Annotated in this window: 16 protein-coding genes; 10 read left to right on the plus strand and 6 right to left on the minus strand. The window is 47.2% G+C overall.

Features of this window, described 5'->3' with window-relative positions; translation table 11 throughout:
- Window positions 1-15 precede the first annotated feature (15 nt).
- A complete protein-coding gene (locus RIG61_04010) occupies window positions 16-228 on the minus strand; it encodes a hypothetical protein (GenBank protein ID MEQ9618323.1) in 213 nt (70 codons plus the stop codon).
- Window positions 229-317: 89 nt separating this feature from the next.
- On the opposite strand from RIG61_04010, the gene RIG61_04015 reads away from it, so the two are divergent.
- Both RIG61_04015 and grxD read left to right on the plus strand, forming a co-directional pair.
- Window positions 318-560, plus strand: coding sequence for a BolA/IbaG family iron-sulfur metabolism protein (locus tag RIG61_04015; GenBank protein MEQ9618324.1), 243 nt, complete (start codon window positions 318-320; stop codon window positions 558-560).
- Between the two features lie 66 nt (window positions 561-626).
- On the plus strand, window positions 627-944 hold the full coding sequence (grxD, locus tag RIG61_04020; GenBank protein MEQ9618325.1) for a Grx4 family monothiol glutaredoxin: 318 nt from the start codon (window positions 627-629) through the stop codon (window positions 942-944).
- A gap of 3 nt (window positions 945-947) precedes the next feature.
- Here the strand turns inward: grxD and RIG61_04025 are convergent, their stop codons facing one another.
- The 4 genes from RIG61_04025 to RIG61_04040 all read right to left on the minus strand — a co-directional run bounded on the left by RIG61_04025 (window position 948) and on the right by RIG61_04040 (window position 5,153).
- Complete coding sequence (locus RIG61_04025; protein MEQ9618326.1) at window positions 948-1,640, minus strand: sigma-70 family RNA polymerase sigma factor; 693 nt, start codon at window positions 1,638-1,640, stop codon at window positions 948-950.
- 78 nt (window positions 1,641-1,718) lie between these two features.
- Window positions 1,719-2,336, minus strand: a complete 618-nt coding sequence (locus tag RIG61_04030; GenBank protein MEQ9618327.1) for a TetR/AcrR family transcriptional regulator — start codon at window positions 2,334-2,336, stop codon at window positions 1,719-1,721.
- A gap of 221 nt (window positions 2,337-2,557) precedes the next feature.
- On the minus strand, window positions 2,558-3,772 hold the full coding sequence (locus RIG61_04035) for an RNA polymerase sigma factor RpoD/SigA (GenBank protein MEQ9618328.1): 1,215 nt from the start codon (window positions 3,770-3,772) through the stop codon (window positions 2,558-2,560).
- 55 nt (window positions 3,773-3,827) lie between these two features.
- A complete protein-coding gene (locus tag RIG61_04040; protein MEQ9618329.1) occupies window positions 3,828-5,153 on the minus strand; it encodes a nucleoside transporter C-terminal domain-containing protein in 1,326 nt (441 codons plus the stop codon).
- Between the two features lie 264 nt (window positions 5,154-5,417).
- Between RIG61_04040 and RIG61_04045 the strand changes: the two genes are divergently transcribed.
- From RIG61_04045 to RIG61_04075, 7 genes are all read left to right on the plus strand, one after another.
- Complete coding sequence (locus RIG61_04045) at window positions 5,418-5,957, plus strand: hypothetical protein (protein MEQ9618330.1); 540 nt, start codon at window positions 5,418-5,420, stop codon at window positions 5,955-5,957.
- Window positions 5,958-6,143: 186 nt separating this feature from the next.
- Window positions 6,144-7,157, plus strand: coding sequence for a TRAM domain-containing protein (locus RIG61_04050; GenBank protein ID MEQ9618331.1), 1,014 nt, complete (start codon window positions 6,144-6,146; stop codon window positions 7,155-7,157).
- Window positions 7,117-7,863 carry a 2-C-methyl-D-erythritol 4-phosphate cytidylyltransferase gene (ispD, locus tag RIG61_04055; protein MEQ9618332.1) on the plus strand — a complete coding sequence of 249 codons (747 nt, stop codon included), beginning with the start codon at window positions 7,117-7,119 and terminating at the stop codon, window positions 7,861-7,863. The genes RIG61_04050 and ispD overlap by 41 nt, the downstream gene beginning before the upstream one ends.
- A 60-nt stretch (window positions 7,864-7,923) precedes the next feature.
- Window positions 7,924-8,403, plus strand: a complete 480-nt coding sequence (gene ispF / locus RIG61_04060) for a 2-C-methyl-D-erythritol 2,4-cyclodiphosphate synthase (GenBank protein MEQ9618333.1) — start codon at window positions 7,924-7,926, stop codon at window positions 8,401-8,403.
- 403 nt (window positions 8,404-8,806) lie between these two features.
- On the plus strand, window positions 8,807-10,534 hold the full coding sequence (locus RIG61_04065) for a sulfatase-like hydrolase/transferase (protein ID MEQ9618334.1): 1,728 nt from the start codon (window positions 8,807-8,809) through the stop codon (window positions 10,532-10,534).
- A 163-nt stretch (window positions 10,535-10,697) separates the two neighbouring features.
- The gene (locus RIG61_04070; protein MEQ9618335.1) at window positions 10,698-13,070 is read left to right on the plus strand and encodes a ComEC/Rec2 family competence protein; all 2,373 of its coding nucleotides are present in this window, start codon (window positions 10,698-10,700) and stop codon (window positions 13,068-13,070) included.
- A gap of 9 nt (window positions 13,071-13,079) precedes the next feature.
- Entirely contained in the window at window positions 13,080-13,556 is a 477-nt protein-coding gene (locus tag RIG61_04075) for a hypothetical protein (GenBank protein ID MEQ9618336.1), read from the plus strand.
- 30 nt (window positions 13,557-13,586) lie between these two features.
- On the opposite strand, the gene RIG61_04080 is transcribed toward RIG61_04075, so the two are convergent.
- Complete coding sequence (locus tag RIG61_04080) at window positions 13,587-14,342, minus strand: ABC transporter ATP-binding protein (GenBank protein MEQ9618337.1); 756 nt, start codon at window positions 14,340-14,342, stop codon at window positions 13,587-13,589.
- Between the two features lie 257 nt (window positions 14,343-14,599).
- On the opposite strand from RIG61_04080, the gene RIG61_04085 reads away from it, so the two are divergent.
- Window positions 14,600-15,220 carry a methyltransferase domain-containing protein gene (locus tag RIG61_04085; GenBank protein MEQ9618338.1) on the plus strand — a complete coding sequence of 207 codons (621 nt, stop codon included), beginning with the start codon at window positions 14,600-14,602 and terminating at the stop codon, window positions 15,218-15,220.
- The last annotated feature ends 95 nt before the right edge of the window (window positions 15,221-15,315 follow it).

Here is a 15,315-nt window from a genome sequence, read left to right on the forward strand (position 1 = left end):
GCTATTGTCAGGAATTTAATATTCCTTTTCTAGGAGGGTTTCTTCCTGCTTTTTGATAAGCTCCTTTCTTTCCTCGCCCATATTTCTGACTTTCCCGGCTGCATTTACCGTCTCCCTAAGGTAAGAGGACGACGGATCATTTTTCTCCCTCAATACCCCGAACAATTGAGACAAACCCAGTACAAGAAGCAATATAACCGTAAGCCATACCGCAGTTTTTAGACTCATAGACCAAATTATATTATTCTGTCCGGCTTTTTACAACAGTTGTATTTACTTTTCCTTTTCTTGAAAGGGACACAAAAACATTTATAATAATTTTGATGGATCCTAAAGAAATACAGGAAATGATCGAGGCGGGCTTGCCCAGCTTGTCCGTTCATGTGGATGGTGACGGCACACATTTCGAAGCTGTTATAGTTTCATATGGCTTCGAGGGAAAATCTCTTCTGGAACGCCATCAGATGGTTTACGGAGCGCTCGGAGACGCGATGAAAGAGAGGATTCACGCTTTATCCCTCAAAACCTACACCCCCGAGCAATGGGAAAAGATAAAATAAAAACTTTTTCTCTAATTTATCCCTTGTAAAGTTTTTTAATTCCCTATCAGGTATCAGGAGGCAGACATAATGGAAGACGTAATGAAAAAAATAGAATCACAGGTTAACGGTAATAAAGTAGTTTTATACATGAAAGGAACCAGGGATATGCCCCAATGCGGCTTTTCGGCCAGGGTAGTGCAAATACTCAATTCCTACGGAGTCGGTTACGAAACGGTCGATGTTCTTGCCGATCCCGAAATCAGACAGGGAATTAAAGAGTTTTCAAACTGGCCCACAATCCCTCAACTCTACGTAGGCGGAAAATTCGTAGGAGGGTGCGATATCTGTGTTGAAATGGATCAGAGCGGCGAGCTTGAGCCGATAATAAAAGACGTCTCCTGACCCTCAACCCTCAGCCCTGTCAAAATAGTAATCCGACAGCTTGTCCCTCAAGAACAGCCTTGCCCTCAATACCCTGGATTTTACCGCAGGGAGCGTAAGTCCGAGTATCTTCGAGATCTCCTTGCTTGTAAGCCCCTCTACGTCCTTTAAGTGGAAGACTATTCTGTAATCCTCGGGCAGCTCCGAGATAGCCTTTTCAATTATTTCAGTCCCTTCCCTGTTAAGGAGGGCCGAATCGGGGCTGTCGCTCCAATCCTTCTCCGCCACTCCCTCAAGCGCACCGTAATCGTTATAGGGTTTGTAGTCATCAAGGCTCAGCTCTTTGTCGTTTATCTTTCTGCCGTTCCTCAGATACATGAAGCTCGCGTTCGATGCCACCCTGTAAAGCCATGTTGAAAATCTGGCTTCTTCTCGGAAGGTCCCGAGTTTTTCCATCAGGATTATAAAGACCTCCTGGAGCACTTCCTCAGCGTCATCCGCATTGCCCGTTATTCTATAAGACAGTCTGTACACCTTGTCCCAGTACCTGTTTACTAATTCGTTAAACGCGCCCTCGTTCTGCTTGCTCACGTAAAGCCTTACAAGCTCCTCATCCCGGAGCTCGGCAGGATCGAAGTCCTGATCGTCAAAAGCCCTGCTAATCTTGCTGTTCAGCACGCCTACTGCCCTATCCCTGCTTGAAGTTACGTTATTCATATCGATTCTCCTCCTGCGTCTAGTTAGTTGACCGGTCAGTCCATACTTTGTCAAAAAAAATATATTCAACGAATCATTCTAACCGGCGTCATTTTCTTTCTTTTTTATACATAAATTGAAAATCCCTTCTCCCAACCGGTTAATCATTCCTGGGTCGTTAAAAGTTTTACTCATTAACGATACCCCTTCTATATAGGCGAGGATTGCCTGTGAAGTAGCCAGCGGATCGGTTTCTGCAGGCAGATCTCCGAGACTTACGGCTTCTCTGATTATATCCTCGAAATACTTTGCCCACTCTCCGAAAATCTCCTCTATTTTCTGCCTGATCGCTTCATCCTGCGTACTCAATTCAAGCGCAAGATTGCCTATGCTGCATCCGGTCACACAGCCGAAACAATCCTTGGCCGACACCTGATATTCGTATGAGCTTCTGAGTATTGCGTTGAATTTTTCAATTGTCGACGCTTCGGAATCTAAAACCGGATCGAGCATTTCCTCCCTGAATCTCTTCCACATAACGTCGAGTGCTTCGAGAGTAAGATCCCTTTTCGACGGGAAGAAATGATAGAAGCTTCCCTTTTTAACCCCGGAATGCTCACAAAGCTCCTGAACCCCGACTGCGTTGTAGCTTCGCATGCCGATAAGCTCTATTGCGCTCTGAATAAGATTTTCTTTTGCGTCGCTAGTGCGTCCCATAAACCACCTTTAGTTGACCAGTTGGTAAAATAATAGCCCCTTCGTTCCATTATGTCAAGAGATTTTTTTTCGGAATGAAAATTTAACGCGGAAATCCCGGTTTGTATATCTTCCCTAAGTTCGCATTTCTTATTCGGGGAAAAATCTAACTCCCTGAAATAATGCAAGAAATATAGTAATAGGTGCTCAAATATAAAATCAGGGAGACATCTCTCCCTGAATCAGTTCTGCTCGATCAGGCTCTTTAGAGCGGGAGCGAAATTTGAATCCCTTATTTTAGAAAGGGCCTTCTTTTCTATCTGCCTGATCCGCTCCCTCGTCAAATCGAACTTCTTTCCTATCTGATCGAGCGTGAAGCTACTGCCGTACCCTATGCCGAACCTCATTTTAATGATTTCCCTGTCCCTCGTATCCAGCTGACTGAGGGCGCGCTCAACACTCTTCGGTATCGACACCTCCGCTATTAGAGAGTCCACAGGGGCAGTATCCGAATCGGCGATGCAGTCCATAAACGTCATATCGTCCCCGTTCCAAACCGGCGAGTCTAGCCTTACCATATTGATTCCCTTACGCGAATCGAGAATCTGTTTCACGTTTTTGGCGCTCATGCCGACGCTGCCCGCGATCTCAGTCGAAAACGGCTCCCTGCCGTTCTCCTCGATAAACCTGGCGCGCTCGGCCCATACCTTCCCTGCCTTTTCAAGTACATAGGCCGGTATCTTGACAGTCCTCGTCTGATTGAATATCCCTCTTATCATGGATTGATTTATCCACCAGCAGGCATAGGTGGAGAATCTGTAACCCCTTTTGTGATCGAACCTGTCAACGGCTTTAATCAAGCCGAGGTTCCCTTCCTGTATAAGATCGAGAAACGGTATACCCCTGCCGGTGTATTTCTTCGCCATACTTGCGACAAGTCTCAAATTGGCTTTCACAAAACGGTTTTTCAGCTTGGCAGCCGTTCCGAGATAGGCTTTGAGGAGAGGCGCCAGCTTTCTCAAACGCTTATCAGCCCCTTTATTCATTCCGGGGTGAAAATAGCGATCCCCTGATAACTCTCCGAGTGTTTCGATCAGGCTGTCCGCATCCCCGTCAAGCTCTTCCCCCAGAATTCGCCCGATCTCTTCCCTCAGCCGCCCTGCGCGGGCTTCACATTCCCTCATCTTCGCCGCGACCTGAATCTCCTCCCTCGGCGTCATCAGGGACTCCGTTCCCACCTCCTTAAAATAATCGTTGACCAGCCTTAACTCCGGATTTACATCCCGCCCGGATTTATCGGGATTTCCTGCGGGCTCGAAATCAGGCGGCTCAAATTCCTGGTCGAAGTCGCCGCCGTATTGAAGAAGCTTGTTTTCATGAACGCCCTCTTCATATGAATTAGAGGAATCGGTGTCATATCCGTCCGGCACCGTCTCGTAGGAAGCGGATTTCAGCATGATAAATCCTCCTGACTTATCAATATTAGACCCCCTCAAACTAATACGAGTGGTTCTAATAAGAAACTACGTCAGCACCGAGCAGAACGGATTTACCTGTGAAGAAAACCCCGGCAATACAAGCGGTCATAAGACATGCGAGTGTGGCCGCAATAAGCGCCCTGAAACCAACGGATGCTATATCCTTTTTCCTCCCGGGAGCGAGCGCCGCGAATCCCCCGACAAATATTGCCATGGAGGCCAGATGAGCAAAGCCGCAGAGAGCATAGGCGGTAACCACAGGGGAGCGGGGATTTTGAATGAGCCCTTCTTTCAGGGCAAGCGCAAGGTCCTGGTACGACACAACTTCCGTTACAACAGTGCGCTCGCCGATAATCTTGGAAATCGTGTAGGCATCGGACAAGGGAATGCCGATTATGAGAGTAAACGGATAGAACAAATACCCCAGGAGCCCCTTTAAAGACCAGTCTATATTTATACCGATCAGGTCGTTGACATAGCTCCCCGCGCCAACCGAGAAAAGATCGAGGAGCGCGACCAGTCCCAGCACAGCTATCAGGAGCGCGACGACGCCGATTATAAGCTTCACGCCGTTCTCCGCGCCGTTAATTATCGCCTCGAACAAGCTGCTCTCTCTTTCATAATACGGATCGGCATTTACACCCAGCGTCTTCGGAGCCGAGTCTTCGGGCATCACGAGCTTGGACATCGCAAGCGCGGCCGGCGCTGAGAGAATCGAGGCCGATATGAGATGAGCCGCGATTGTCGGGAATTCATTCTGAAGACTAAAAATATAAAGGGCCAGTATATTGGAGGATACGGTCGCCATTCCGGCAGTGAGAACAGTGCAGAGCTCGGAGCGCGTCATTTCATCAAGATAAGGTTTTATGGTCAACGCGGACTCGATGCCGACGAAAATATTGCTCGCCGCGCTTAGTGACTCCGCTCCGGAAATCCTCATCAGTCTCGTAAACGCATAAGAGAATCCCTTTATTACCCTCGGCATGATGTTGTAGAAGTAGAGTATGGACATCAATGCGGAGAAGAAGATAATCGTCGGTAGTCCCTGGAAGGCCAGAAAAAACCCGAGCGAGCTCTCTCCGTACTCGTTCTGTGCTCCGGGCGGGAGCGCGAGCCTGCCGAAGAGAAACTCGGCCCCCGCCGAAGCGGAGTTAAGCACCTTCACCACCACATCATTGAGAAACAAAAACACCTTGGCTCCGGCAGGCAGCAGAAAAACGAACGCGCCGAAGACGAGCTGAAGCAAAATAGCCCAGATTATAACTCTGTAGTTCACATTCCTTCTGTTTGTAGATATAAGCCACGCGAATCCGAGAAATATGAATATTCCGAAGAAGCTGACTAGATTATAGACGCTCATAGAAAAATCTCCTCAGGCAATCTTTTATCATTTTTTCCCGAATTAAACCAGACAGCGCCCTGACGAAAACGAAATTATACGGCATTTTATATTTATTCAGAAAAAAAACAGGGTAAAAGAAAATGGAATAAACCGGGCTTTGATGCTTTATTTTCAGGCCCTGTCTGGGTAGTACAGCCTCTTCGATTATAACTACCTGAGCGCTGCTCTTTAACAAATCCTAAATTGGTATAAAATATAACGGTCGAAAATCGGAGGAACGTAATGGTAAATAAATACGTACATATATGTGTAATCCTATTTTTCCTCTTATTATTCGGGTGCGCAGGCCCGACTAATGTCAATGTTTATAAAAAGCCCGAGGCTGCATATTTAAATTACGAAGTCATTCTAATACCCGATTTCAGGAAAACGGATTTGGAATGGGTGCCTTATGATTCCGGTACGGTAATTGCCGACATGGTGGCCGAAGACCTGAGAAAGGAGGACAGGGTCAAGGTTATAAGCCGCTCGGATTCCGCACTGGAATTTAATAACCAGAGGGTGCTCGTAGTTGACGGAGTAGTCAGCGGTTATACGCGCGGTTGTAAATACTGCGAATATGTATTTCAGGGAATAGACGACAAGGGAAAAATGTCCGTACAGGTCAGGGTTACGCTGGTCGACGAGACCACCGGGAAAATCCTCGCCGATGTGGGAATAGACGGCAGAGCGAAACCGCCCGGGCATGGAAGAAGCAAATATATAAGAGTGGTTGATGAAATTGTTAAAGTTATAGAGACCGTTAATAACGGCGCCTCTTAACTAAAAATATAAAATAACAATCTCTTCCGCTCTCGCTGATTCAAACAGAGGTAATCGATAAAAGCCCGGAGTATAGATGGAAATTTTAATTTCATAATCTTTTATAATCTTGTGAAATTTTAAGCGATTACTTATACTTAGTCATATCCGAATCCAGAGAGAGGCAGGGATTGAGGTGAGGGAGAAATGAAGCTCAAAATACTATTTTTTATACTCGGCACACTAACCGGATTTTTCATTGCAAATTCACAGTTTGATCTCGTTATAAGCTCCGCCGCCGCCGTTGTGTTCGGCGCGGCGACAACAGGCATAGTTTGGGGATTCGAGCAGTTCATGAAAAGATATACGCCCAAGGCTTACCTCGGGGCGGCTATCGGCATGGCTGCAGCATCGTTTACATTTTTTGCGCTTAAAGACGTACTCGCGGGCCTTTCCATACCTTCGGACATACTCCCGTTTGTAACAGCGGCGTTTTTCCTGATGCTGTTCCATTTCGGTATAAGAGTAGGATTCAGAAAGGGCAAGGAAGCCGAATACATAGGGAGAAAGCGCATAAGAAAACCCGCGGGGGAGACAAAGATACTCGATACGAGCGTCATTATCGACGGAAGGATTGCCGATGTGGCCGAAGCCGGCTTTATAAGCGGCACTATGATTATTCCGAAGTTCATAATCAAGGAGCTTCAGCACATAGCCGACTCCTCAGAACCCATAAAGCGAGTGAGGGGCAGAAGGGGGCTCGATGTCCTTAAAAGGATGCAAAAGGAAATCCCCAACGTCACGGTTAAAATCACCAACCATGACTTTCCGAACATAAAAGAGGCCGATTTGAAGCTCGTGGAGCTGGCCAGTAAATTAAACGGCATAATCATCACTAATGATTTTAATCTGAATAAAGTTGCCGGCCTTCAGAACGTTAAGGTCATGAATCTGAACGAGCTTTCAAACGCTTTGAAACCCGTCGTGCTTCCCGGAGAGACAATGACCATTCATGTCGTAAAAGAAGGGAAGGAGGAAAATCAGGGTGTCGGCTACCTTGAGGACGGCACGATGGTAGTAGTGGATGAAGCCAAGAGGCACCTCGGCGACGAGATTCAGGTCTCCGTGACGAGCGTCCTTCAGACACCGACCGGGAGAATGATTTTCTCCAGGGTAAAAGATGAAGGCGGCAAGAATATGGTTTCCGATCTTCATGGCTGAACCGAGCGCTTCCGCGATTATCACCGCCGCCGGACTGGGAAAGAGATTCGGCGAAGGTTTACCCAAGCAGTTTATGCCACTTAGCGGTAAACCCGTGCTCATCCATTCCATCGAGGCCTTTTCAAAATCCCCTTTAGTAGAGGATATTACCCTCGTTGTCCCTGAAAGATGGGTGGAATACACTCGCAGGGAAATAGTAGGGCGTCTTGAAACAGATAAAGTCGGGAATGTAATAGCCGGGGGGGCCGAAAGGCAGGATTCGGTCGCAAACGGTTTTCAGTCCTTAAACGGGACTCCCGATATAGTGGTCGTTCATGACGGGGTGCGCCCGTTTGTATCGGTCGAAATAATCGAGGAAGTCATAAACGCGGCTTCAGAGTGCGGCGCAGCGATCGCCGCTCTCCCTTCCCATGATACGGTAAAGAAATCATCACCCGCTCAATATATCGAAAGCACCCTGCCGAGGGACTCGCTCTGGTTCGCGCAGACTCCCCAGGCCTTCAGGCATGAGATACTGAGGCGGGCATTCATTAAGGCCTCTGAGGACGGGTTTACGGGTACGGACGAGTCGCTTCTCGTAGAAAGGACGGGGGTTGATGTTAAACTTGTAACAGGCTCTCCATATAATATAAAAATCACCACGGAAGAGGATCTCCTTCTCGGAGAGCTGATTGTGAAAGAGGGGATACACAAAAAACAGGAATAGCGGCGTAACGCCGCGTATTATTCTCCCGAGTCAAATAGAGGCTTAAGGTATAGAGGAACCATGTTTAAAATCGGACTCGGCTTCGACGCCCATAAATTCTCCACGGACCGGAAGCTCGTACTCGGAGGCGTGGAGATACCCTTTGAGTACGGCCTGACGGGACACTCGGACGCGGATGTGCTTTCACACGCTATATGCGACGCCCTTTTGGGGGCGCTCGGCGAGGGAGACATAGGGAGCCATTTCCCCGATTCCGATCCGAAGTACAAAGGCGTGTCCAGTCTCGTCTTTATCGAAGAAGCGATGAAGCTCCTCCGCGCGAGCGGTTACGAGGCTCAGAACATAGACAGCGTAATCGTCTGCGAGAAACCCAAAATCGCCCCTCACATTCCGGAGATAAAAGCCAGACTTTCACAGGCGACAGGGCTTCCGGCGGGTGCCCTCGGAGTCAAAGCCACGACGACCGACACGATGGGGTTTACGGGAAGGGGGGAGGGAATTGCCGCTTACGCAGTAGCTATGGTAAAATCGCAACCCTAAGCCCCCATACTATCGCTTGTCTTCCATGTAGAACACTTCAGTATGTGATCCATACGCAAAATCGAGGAATTGCACTTTACAATAGATTCAAAGAGACCGATCCCTCGGCTGGTTAAAAATTATTTGAAATAAACTATTTCAATCCTTAACATAACTTACGTCAACTCAAAATTGAGGCTATAATATGTCAAAAAAGATATGTAGGACGCAGTTGCGGGTAATTGAGATCTTGGATTGATGGGTAAATAGTTTGTCCATTCCATATCAAAAACCGAAAACCGTGCGATTTTACAAGCATCTCCTGGCTTACCGTCGATTCTACTCCCTGTCGATAGCCATTTTATTTTATCTCTTCTGCGTATTATCCAATTATCCATTAGAACATTTAAAACGATATTCATATGTGGGTTTTCTTTTATACGGCGTGCTTTTCATAATCTCGTTACCCATTCGGCTCGTGCCGGTTCTTTTAATTTCCAGCGCGGCACTGACTTTGGGATTGACTGTAATAAATGACAGGAAAATACTCTTAACACAATCACCGATCACCTTTCTCGACTTTAAGATTACCGCCCTGAATCCCCAGGGCCTCATCAATGCCGTGAAGGCGCCTCCCTGGACTATATATCTTCTCTATGCCTTGGCAATACTGGCTGTAGTCATTGTATTCTGGGTCCTGTTTCACAGCTCACGAGTCTTGTCCGACGCAAGAAGAAAAGGTACGCTGGGACGATTGGCGCTTAATTTTATAGCATTAATTCTATTAGTTGTTACCGGAATTTTTTTCCTTAAACAGTTTTCGCATACGGTTCAGGAATTTGTGATTGAATCGGACGTAGCCTGGGAGAGCAAAGACTTCTCCGACCTATCCAAGAAACTTAGTATCTGGGGATTCCTGTACTATTCCTATTATCTTGAGAAAAATGAATCCGGTGATTATTTTAATTCGAGGCACAGCGCGACACCTCCCTCAAAAAAAGAGATCGAAGAAGCGGTTAAAGAATTTGTGAATCTTGAGAGGGCAAGACCGCATAAGAAACCGAATATAGTAGTTGTTCTTGCTGAGTCGACATTTAATCCTTCAGACGCTTTCCGGCTGACCAAACCAATAAAAAACCGCCTATTCGAGCCCAATAAATATACGCAGGCAATCGGACCTATGTACGTTAACGCAGTTGGAGGCGGCACATGGATCACCGAATTCGAGTCAATCATCGGCGTCGACTCACGCTTGTTCGGTTATTCCGGATATTACACTCATGCTTCTCTTTCGCCCTATGTCAGCAGGTCTTTTGCAACTTATCTGAAAGACCACGGATACAGTACAGAGACATATCAGGCACTCGAAGGAGATTTTTACAACGCCGCCAATGCATACAGAAACTACGGATTCGACAGGTTCTATGAAAATATCGGCGGTGCAGGCTGGGATACCACCGATGAGCAATTCATCGATGCTGTGATAAGCATGTCTCACGAGGAGGATAAACCCTTCTTCAAATATCTTGTGACTATACAGAATCACTCCCCGCATCGGTGTAAAAATTTTAAAGATAAGACTCAGTTCGTCACAATGCTCAAGGGTCTTGATGAATTTAACGAGTTAAACTGCGCCCTGAATGAGTACGTACTCAACGCGAAGTCGACATCACGTGCTTTCATAAAGCTGATAAAATATCTGGAGGAGCAGGAAAAATTGACCGGACGGCCTTTCGTGCTTCTGATTTTCGGAGATCATCAGCCACATACTTTCTCCAAATCTGCAAGTGTTATAGATTATTATAATAGCGAGCAATACCAGAAATTTCGGAAAAACTTCAGCGAACGCGAGACATTTTTTCATATCGTCTCGTCGATACCGGGCGTGCTCAAGTGCTGCGGCGGAACAGCCCCTCATGTAACCATGATGCCTACGCTTCTCAGTGCTTACGTGGCCTCTGACTTGGATGATATGTATCTTGACGTAAATCTCTACAGCCTTAAGAATTGTGGGCCTGACTTTTTAAACAACGAGGTTTCGCACGGTGGATATCTATTTAACGCCCCGGAAACACCGCAAACAGGGAAATGTCCCGTATATGAAAATTTGTTGAATGCGTACCGTAACGCAGAGATCTTTAAAGATTTCTGACTCCTACATTATCTTTGGAAAGCCTGGTTGAATACAGCTGCCATCCACCAACAGGGGTTCGTCTCCGAGTTAATTTTAAATAATATTTGAGAACCGGGCGCGATTCGTCTTATAATTGATACCTCAGAACAATCACAGAGTAATATAATTTTTACAATCGATAATGCGAAATCCGACGCGCCTGTTTCAAGAATTTTCCGTAAAGTATAAAATAGTGCTCCCGCTGATCGGATTCGCCTCCGGCATCCTGCTATCGGAACATATTGGAAACGTATGGATGGTAATCGCCGTACTCGCCCCCCTAACGGGGCTCCCTTCACTTTTCTTACCCGGTTTCAGGTTCCTTTTATTCATACCGCTGGGCCTCTTATTCTCCATGGCCCCGCTGTTATCCACAGGCAGTAGCGTAACTGATTTCAGCGGGAGGAGAATCGACGTCGAGGGCACGCTTTACAGAGCGCCTGAGTCAAGAGAGCGCGGCTCCAGGCTCTTCCTCAAGGCGGACTACGTTTTAGAGAAAGGCGAATTCAGTCCTGTATCCGGCAAGGCGATAATCTTCACCTCGGAGCGCGTAGAGGGTCTTGCGTACGGCGACAGAATTCGTGTAATCGGCATCAAGCTCGCGCCTTTCAGAACCTACAGGAATCCGGGAGCGTTCGACCTCAAAAAGTACTACGGGAGGCAGGGCGTCTATCTATCCGGTTTTACAGAGGGAGAGAGCCGGATAATTTCATTCGGAAGAGACAAATCGTACAGCCGGGTGCTTTATTACCTGGACAGGGTCCGGCAGAGATTCGGAAATTTCGTCAGAGATAATTTTCCCTCCCCGGAGAGCGAGATCTTAAACGCCGTAACGATAGGGGAGAATGGGGGAATACCGAGGGACCTGAGGACGGAGTTCTCAAGAGCGGGCGTTGCGCACGTTCTCGCGATATCGGGCCTCCATGTGGGGGCTGTGGCAATCGTCTTCTTTCTACTGATTAAATGGATATTGAAGCGCTCTGAATATTTTCTTCTCCGGTTCAAAGTGCCCAGCCTTGCGGCCGCTCTCACAATACTCCCCGTCTTTCTCTACACAGCCGTTGCGGGATTTTCAACATCCGCAGTAAGGGCGTTCATAATGATCTCACTCTTTTTACTGTCAATAATTTTAGGACGGGACGAAAAGAAGATTAATACGCTCGCCGCCGCGGCGTTTATCATTCTCGTATGGCACCCGTGGTCGATATTCGAGCTTTCTTTTCAGCTCTCTTTCGCCGCGGTGTTCGGCATCCTCCTCGTCCACATATTCTATCCGTTTAAATTCGGGACTTTGAAAGACGATTTTGTGTCGCTGCTGAAAACAACCTGCGCCGCTACATTCGCGACACTTCCCTTTATAGTCAATTCCTTCGGCATCCTGCCCGCTGTCTCCATACCGGCAAACCTTGTTTTCGTACCCTTTGTCGAGCTGCTGATAGTCCCCCTGGGGCTCGTTTCTTTCCTTGTGTTCCTTGTTTCCCCTCTACTTGCCGGGCCCCTTCTCTCCCTGAGCATCTTTTTCGTTAAAATGCTTGTATTCGGCATCGGTAAACTCTCCCTTACCCCCTATTTCTCACTCAACATCCCGCCGCTCGATACCATAAGCTGGGTGCTTTTCGCCTTGACCGGTATTGCACTGCTTGTGATGGGAAAACTCGCCAGACTCAAACTCCTCTTCCCGCTAATCCTGTTTGCGTTTGTGTTAAGCCTTATCCACCCGCTCATTATTAAGCCGGGCCGCGGGGATTTAAACGCGTACTTCCTCGATGCGGGGGAAAATAAAAGTATCGCGTTCTTTGAATTGCCGGACGGTGAAAAGATCCTTATAGACGGCGGGTTTTCGAAGTACGGAAGCAGCGGCTATATCGAAAGAACGGTAGCCGGAAGGTTTCTCATCACATCCGGTGTAAGGAGAATCGACTACCTGATTCTGACATCGACCGGCAGGAACCACATAAGCGGAGCCAAATATCTCCTCGACACATTCGAGGTAAAAAATTTTTGGACGAACGGCGGGAAGCTCGACGGCGAGCTCTGGGAAATCATCCACAACAAAAAAATAGAATGGAAAAATCTTCAGTCTCTCGAAGAACAAAACTTGCCGGAAAACTCGACTATCAAAATATTAAAACCGGGCGACGGATTCTTTATTGAGGATTCGTCCTTTCCTCAGCCTGTTGCCCTAATGCTTAATTTCAAGAATGAAAAATTCCTCCTGGGCGAGTCACTCAATAATGAACGAGTACAGAATGAGCTTTCACGTATCTACGGCGGGGGAATTAAAAGCAGTGTCCTCTACATACGGAACATCAGGATTGACGAATCTTTTCTCCGGTTCCTGCGGACGGTATCCCCCCGGGTTCTGGTTACCGACCGCATCACTCAGCGCACGGATTTCGGGAGCCCCGTGTCAGTTTTTCAAACCGGGAGCGACGGCGCGGTAAAAATCACGACAAACGGGTCAGGGCTTGGGGTAAAAACCTATAACGGTGAATCTTTGGTAAACCTGCAGTAAACTTTCGGTATGGCGAGATATGTAATTCCCCTCATTATCATTGTCGCGCTGCTGGTCTATTTCTACTTTCCGGGCGGGGACGATACGAGTGAGATCGAAGCGGTATTTAACAGTATTATAGAGTCGGCCGGGGAGAAAAATTTGGAGGGCGTAACGGAGCATTTCTCATTACACTACAAGGACGGGCACGGCGTTACTTATCCGGTTTTAAAAAATCTCACCCAAAACGCGTTCGAGAAGTACGACGGCTTTCAAGCCTCGTATTCAGGCCTTTCGGCCACAATCGGCGAAAACGAAAACGGCGAAAAGGAAGCGGCCGCAAATCTCGACATAATTGTAAAAGGGATTAAATCCGGGAAAAAACAGAATCTGATCGGGAGTGACGTATCGCCGGAGAACATAACGGTTATGCTTAAAAAGTCCTCCTTCCGCGGATGGAAAATAATTGAAGTCGAGGGAATCGAGAAAAGTGATTATTCCCAATAATGCAGCGCGGTAGCACACTGCCGGTATTCCCTAGGCATCCGCCCCCTCCATTCTTCCGTGAATGAAGTCGCTTAAAATCTCTATATCCGTGCTCTCCGCTTCATCTACGGTTCCCGTGAATATAATCTTCCCGTGATAGAGAAACGCCACTCTGTCGGATATTTCGAAAGCGCTCTGGACGTCGTGCGTAATGATCACGCCGGTTATTCCGAACTGAGCCTGCATATCCCTGATAAGCTGGTTTATTCTGCTGATATTCGGGGGATCGAGCCCTGTGGTCGGTTCGTCATAAAGCAGTATTTTTGGATTCATGGCCATTGCTCTCGCAAGCCCGACCCTTTTTTTCATACCTCCGCTGAGATCGGACGGCATTTTATCTTCAATTCCGGGAAGCCCCACGAGTTCGAGGTTTTTAGCGACGACTTCTCTTATCTCACCCTCAGGGAAGTCGGTATTTTCCCTGAGTGGGTAAGCTATGTTTTCCTCCACGGTAAGTGAATCGAATAGCGCCGCGCCCTGAAACAGCATCCCCATTTTTTTCCTCACGCCCACAAGATCATTTTCGTCAAGCGGCACTATATTCTCGCCTTCGACGATAACGTCGCCGGAATCCGGCTTCAGAAGACCGGTTATCTCCTTGAGCAGGACGCTTTTCCCGGACCCGCTTCCCCCCAGGACCGTAATATTCTCTCCCTTTCGAATAGATAGAGTGAGCCCGGAGTGAACCTCCTTCGGACCGAAGGATTTATATACGTCCTTAATATCTATAATTATCTCATCTTGCATTAAATATGTACCGGGGAACCCAGGTTGAATTATGATTAATCGGAATTATATTCTCCGGGAATTCAAAGGGATTCTAATTACACAATCTCAATTTGTCAAAACGCCGGCCTGAGTCCGCCGTAAAAAGAATAAAGCTTTGAAAAAAATTGACTTTTTATAATCAGCGATGTATAAAGAAAGGCTTATAACAAACTAAAGTTGCATAACGGTAACGACCTACTCGATTACGATCTTGCAGCGGCGAGGGCAGAAACGATATGAGAAGAACAGATATGGGTGCTGAAACGGAGCTGGAATATAACCTGAAATTCTTAACTCAGTTCATAATTCATCCTACAAAAACAGGCGCCATTCTCCCTTCGAACAATAAACTATGCGGCCTTATTACTGACATAGCCGACCTTCAGAATATTTCTACCGTTGTCGAACTAGGCTCCGGAACAGGCGTCATAACGGAGAAAATTCTTCAGAAGAAAGCGGAAGAAACCACCTTCTTCGCCCTTGAAATCAATCCCGCGTTCGTAGAGTCCACCAAAACAAGGTGCCCCGAAGCGGTTGTATATCAATCCTCTGCGGAAAACATAATGAAGCACCTTGAGCTTCACGGAGAGAGCGGATGCGACAGAATAATCAGCAGCCTCCCCTGGTCGACCTTTAACAGGGAAATGCAGAAGACATTACTAGATTCGATTTACGATGTTTTAAAACCCGGAGGAATATTCCTTACATATGCTTATGTGCTGGGAATAGTCGCGCCCTCGGCGTGGAAATTCAGAAAAAAGATCTACGCTAAATTCGACCATGTCACCACGAGCAGAACCGTATGGAGCAATATACCGCCCGCTTTTATATATATATGCAAAAAGGCTTCTGAATAGAGTTAACCGAATCTTTATAACCGCTTTGAATCCCGCAAGTAACGGTATATGGGCTTATTAACCCTCCATTCTTGACATCTTCCTAAAATTTGATG

Source organism: Deltaproteobacteria bacterium, from assembly GCA_040223695.1.
Classification (GTDB): Bacteria; Desulfobacterota_D; UBA1144; order Nemesobacterales; family UBA2774; genus JAVKFU01.

Bases quoted from the DNA above. Each gene is read 5' to 3' on its own strand.
- RIG61_04075 (MEQ9618336.1), top strand. From the start codon at position 13,080: ATGGCGAGATATGTAATTCCCCTCATTATCATTGTCGCGCTGCTGGTC.
- ispD (MEQ9618332.1), top strand. From the start codon at position 7,117: ATGAAGGCGGCAAGAATATGGTTTCCGATCTTCATGGCTGAACCGAGC.
- RIG61_04010 (MEQ9618323.1), bottom strand. From the start codon at position 228: ATGAGTCTAAAAACTGCGGTATGGCTTACGGTTATATTGCTTCTTGTA.
- ispF (MEQ9618333.1), top strand. From the start codon at position 7,924: ATGTTTAAAATCGGACTCGGCTTCGACGCCCATAAATTCTCCACGGAC.
- RIG61_04030 (MEQ9618327.1), bottom strand. From the start codon at position 2,336: ATGGGACGCACTAGCGACGCAAAAGAAAATCTTATTCAGAGCGCAATA.
- RIG61_04070 (MEQ9618335.1), top strand. From the start codon at position 10,698: ATGCGAAATCCGACGCGCCTGTTTCAAGAATTTTCCGTAAAGTATAAA.
- RIG61_04050 (MEQ9618331.1), top strand. From the start codon at position 6,144: ATGAAGCTCAAAATACTATTTTTTATACTCGGCACACTAACCGGATTT.
- RIG61_04085 (MEQ9618338.1), top strand. From the start codon at position 14,600: ATGAGAAGAACAGATATGGGTGCTGAAACGGAGCTGGAATATAACCTG.
- RIG61_04025 (MEQ9618326.1), bottom strand. From the start codon at position 1,640: ATGAATAACGTAACTTCAAGCAGGGATAGGGCAGTAGGCGTGCTGAAC.
- RIG61_04040 (MEQ9618329.1), bottom strand. From the start codon at position 5,153: ATGAGCGTCTATAATCTAGTCAGCTTCTTCGGAATATTCATATTTCTC.
- RIG61_04035 (MEQ9618328.1), bottom strand. From the start codon at position 3,772: ATGCTGAAATCCGCTTCCTACGAGACGGTGCCGGACGGATATGACACC.
- RIG61_04080 (MEQ9618337.1), bottom strand. From the start codon at position 14,342: ATGCAAGATGAGATAATTATAGATATTAAGGACGTATATAAATCCTTC.
- RIG61_04045 (MEQ9618330.1), top strand. From the start codon at position 5,418: ATGGTAAATAAATACGTACATATATGTGTAATCCTATTTTTCCTCTTA.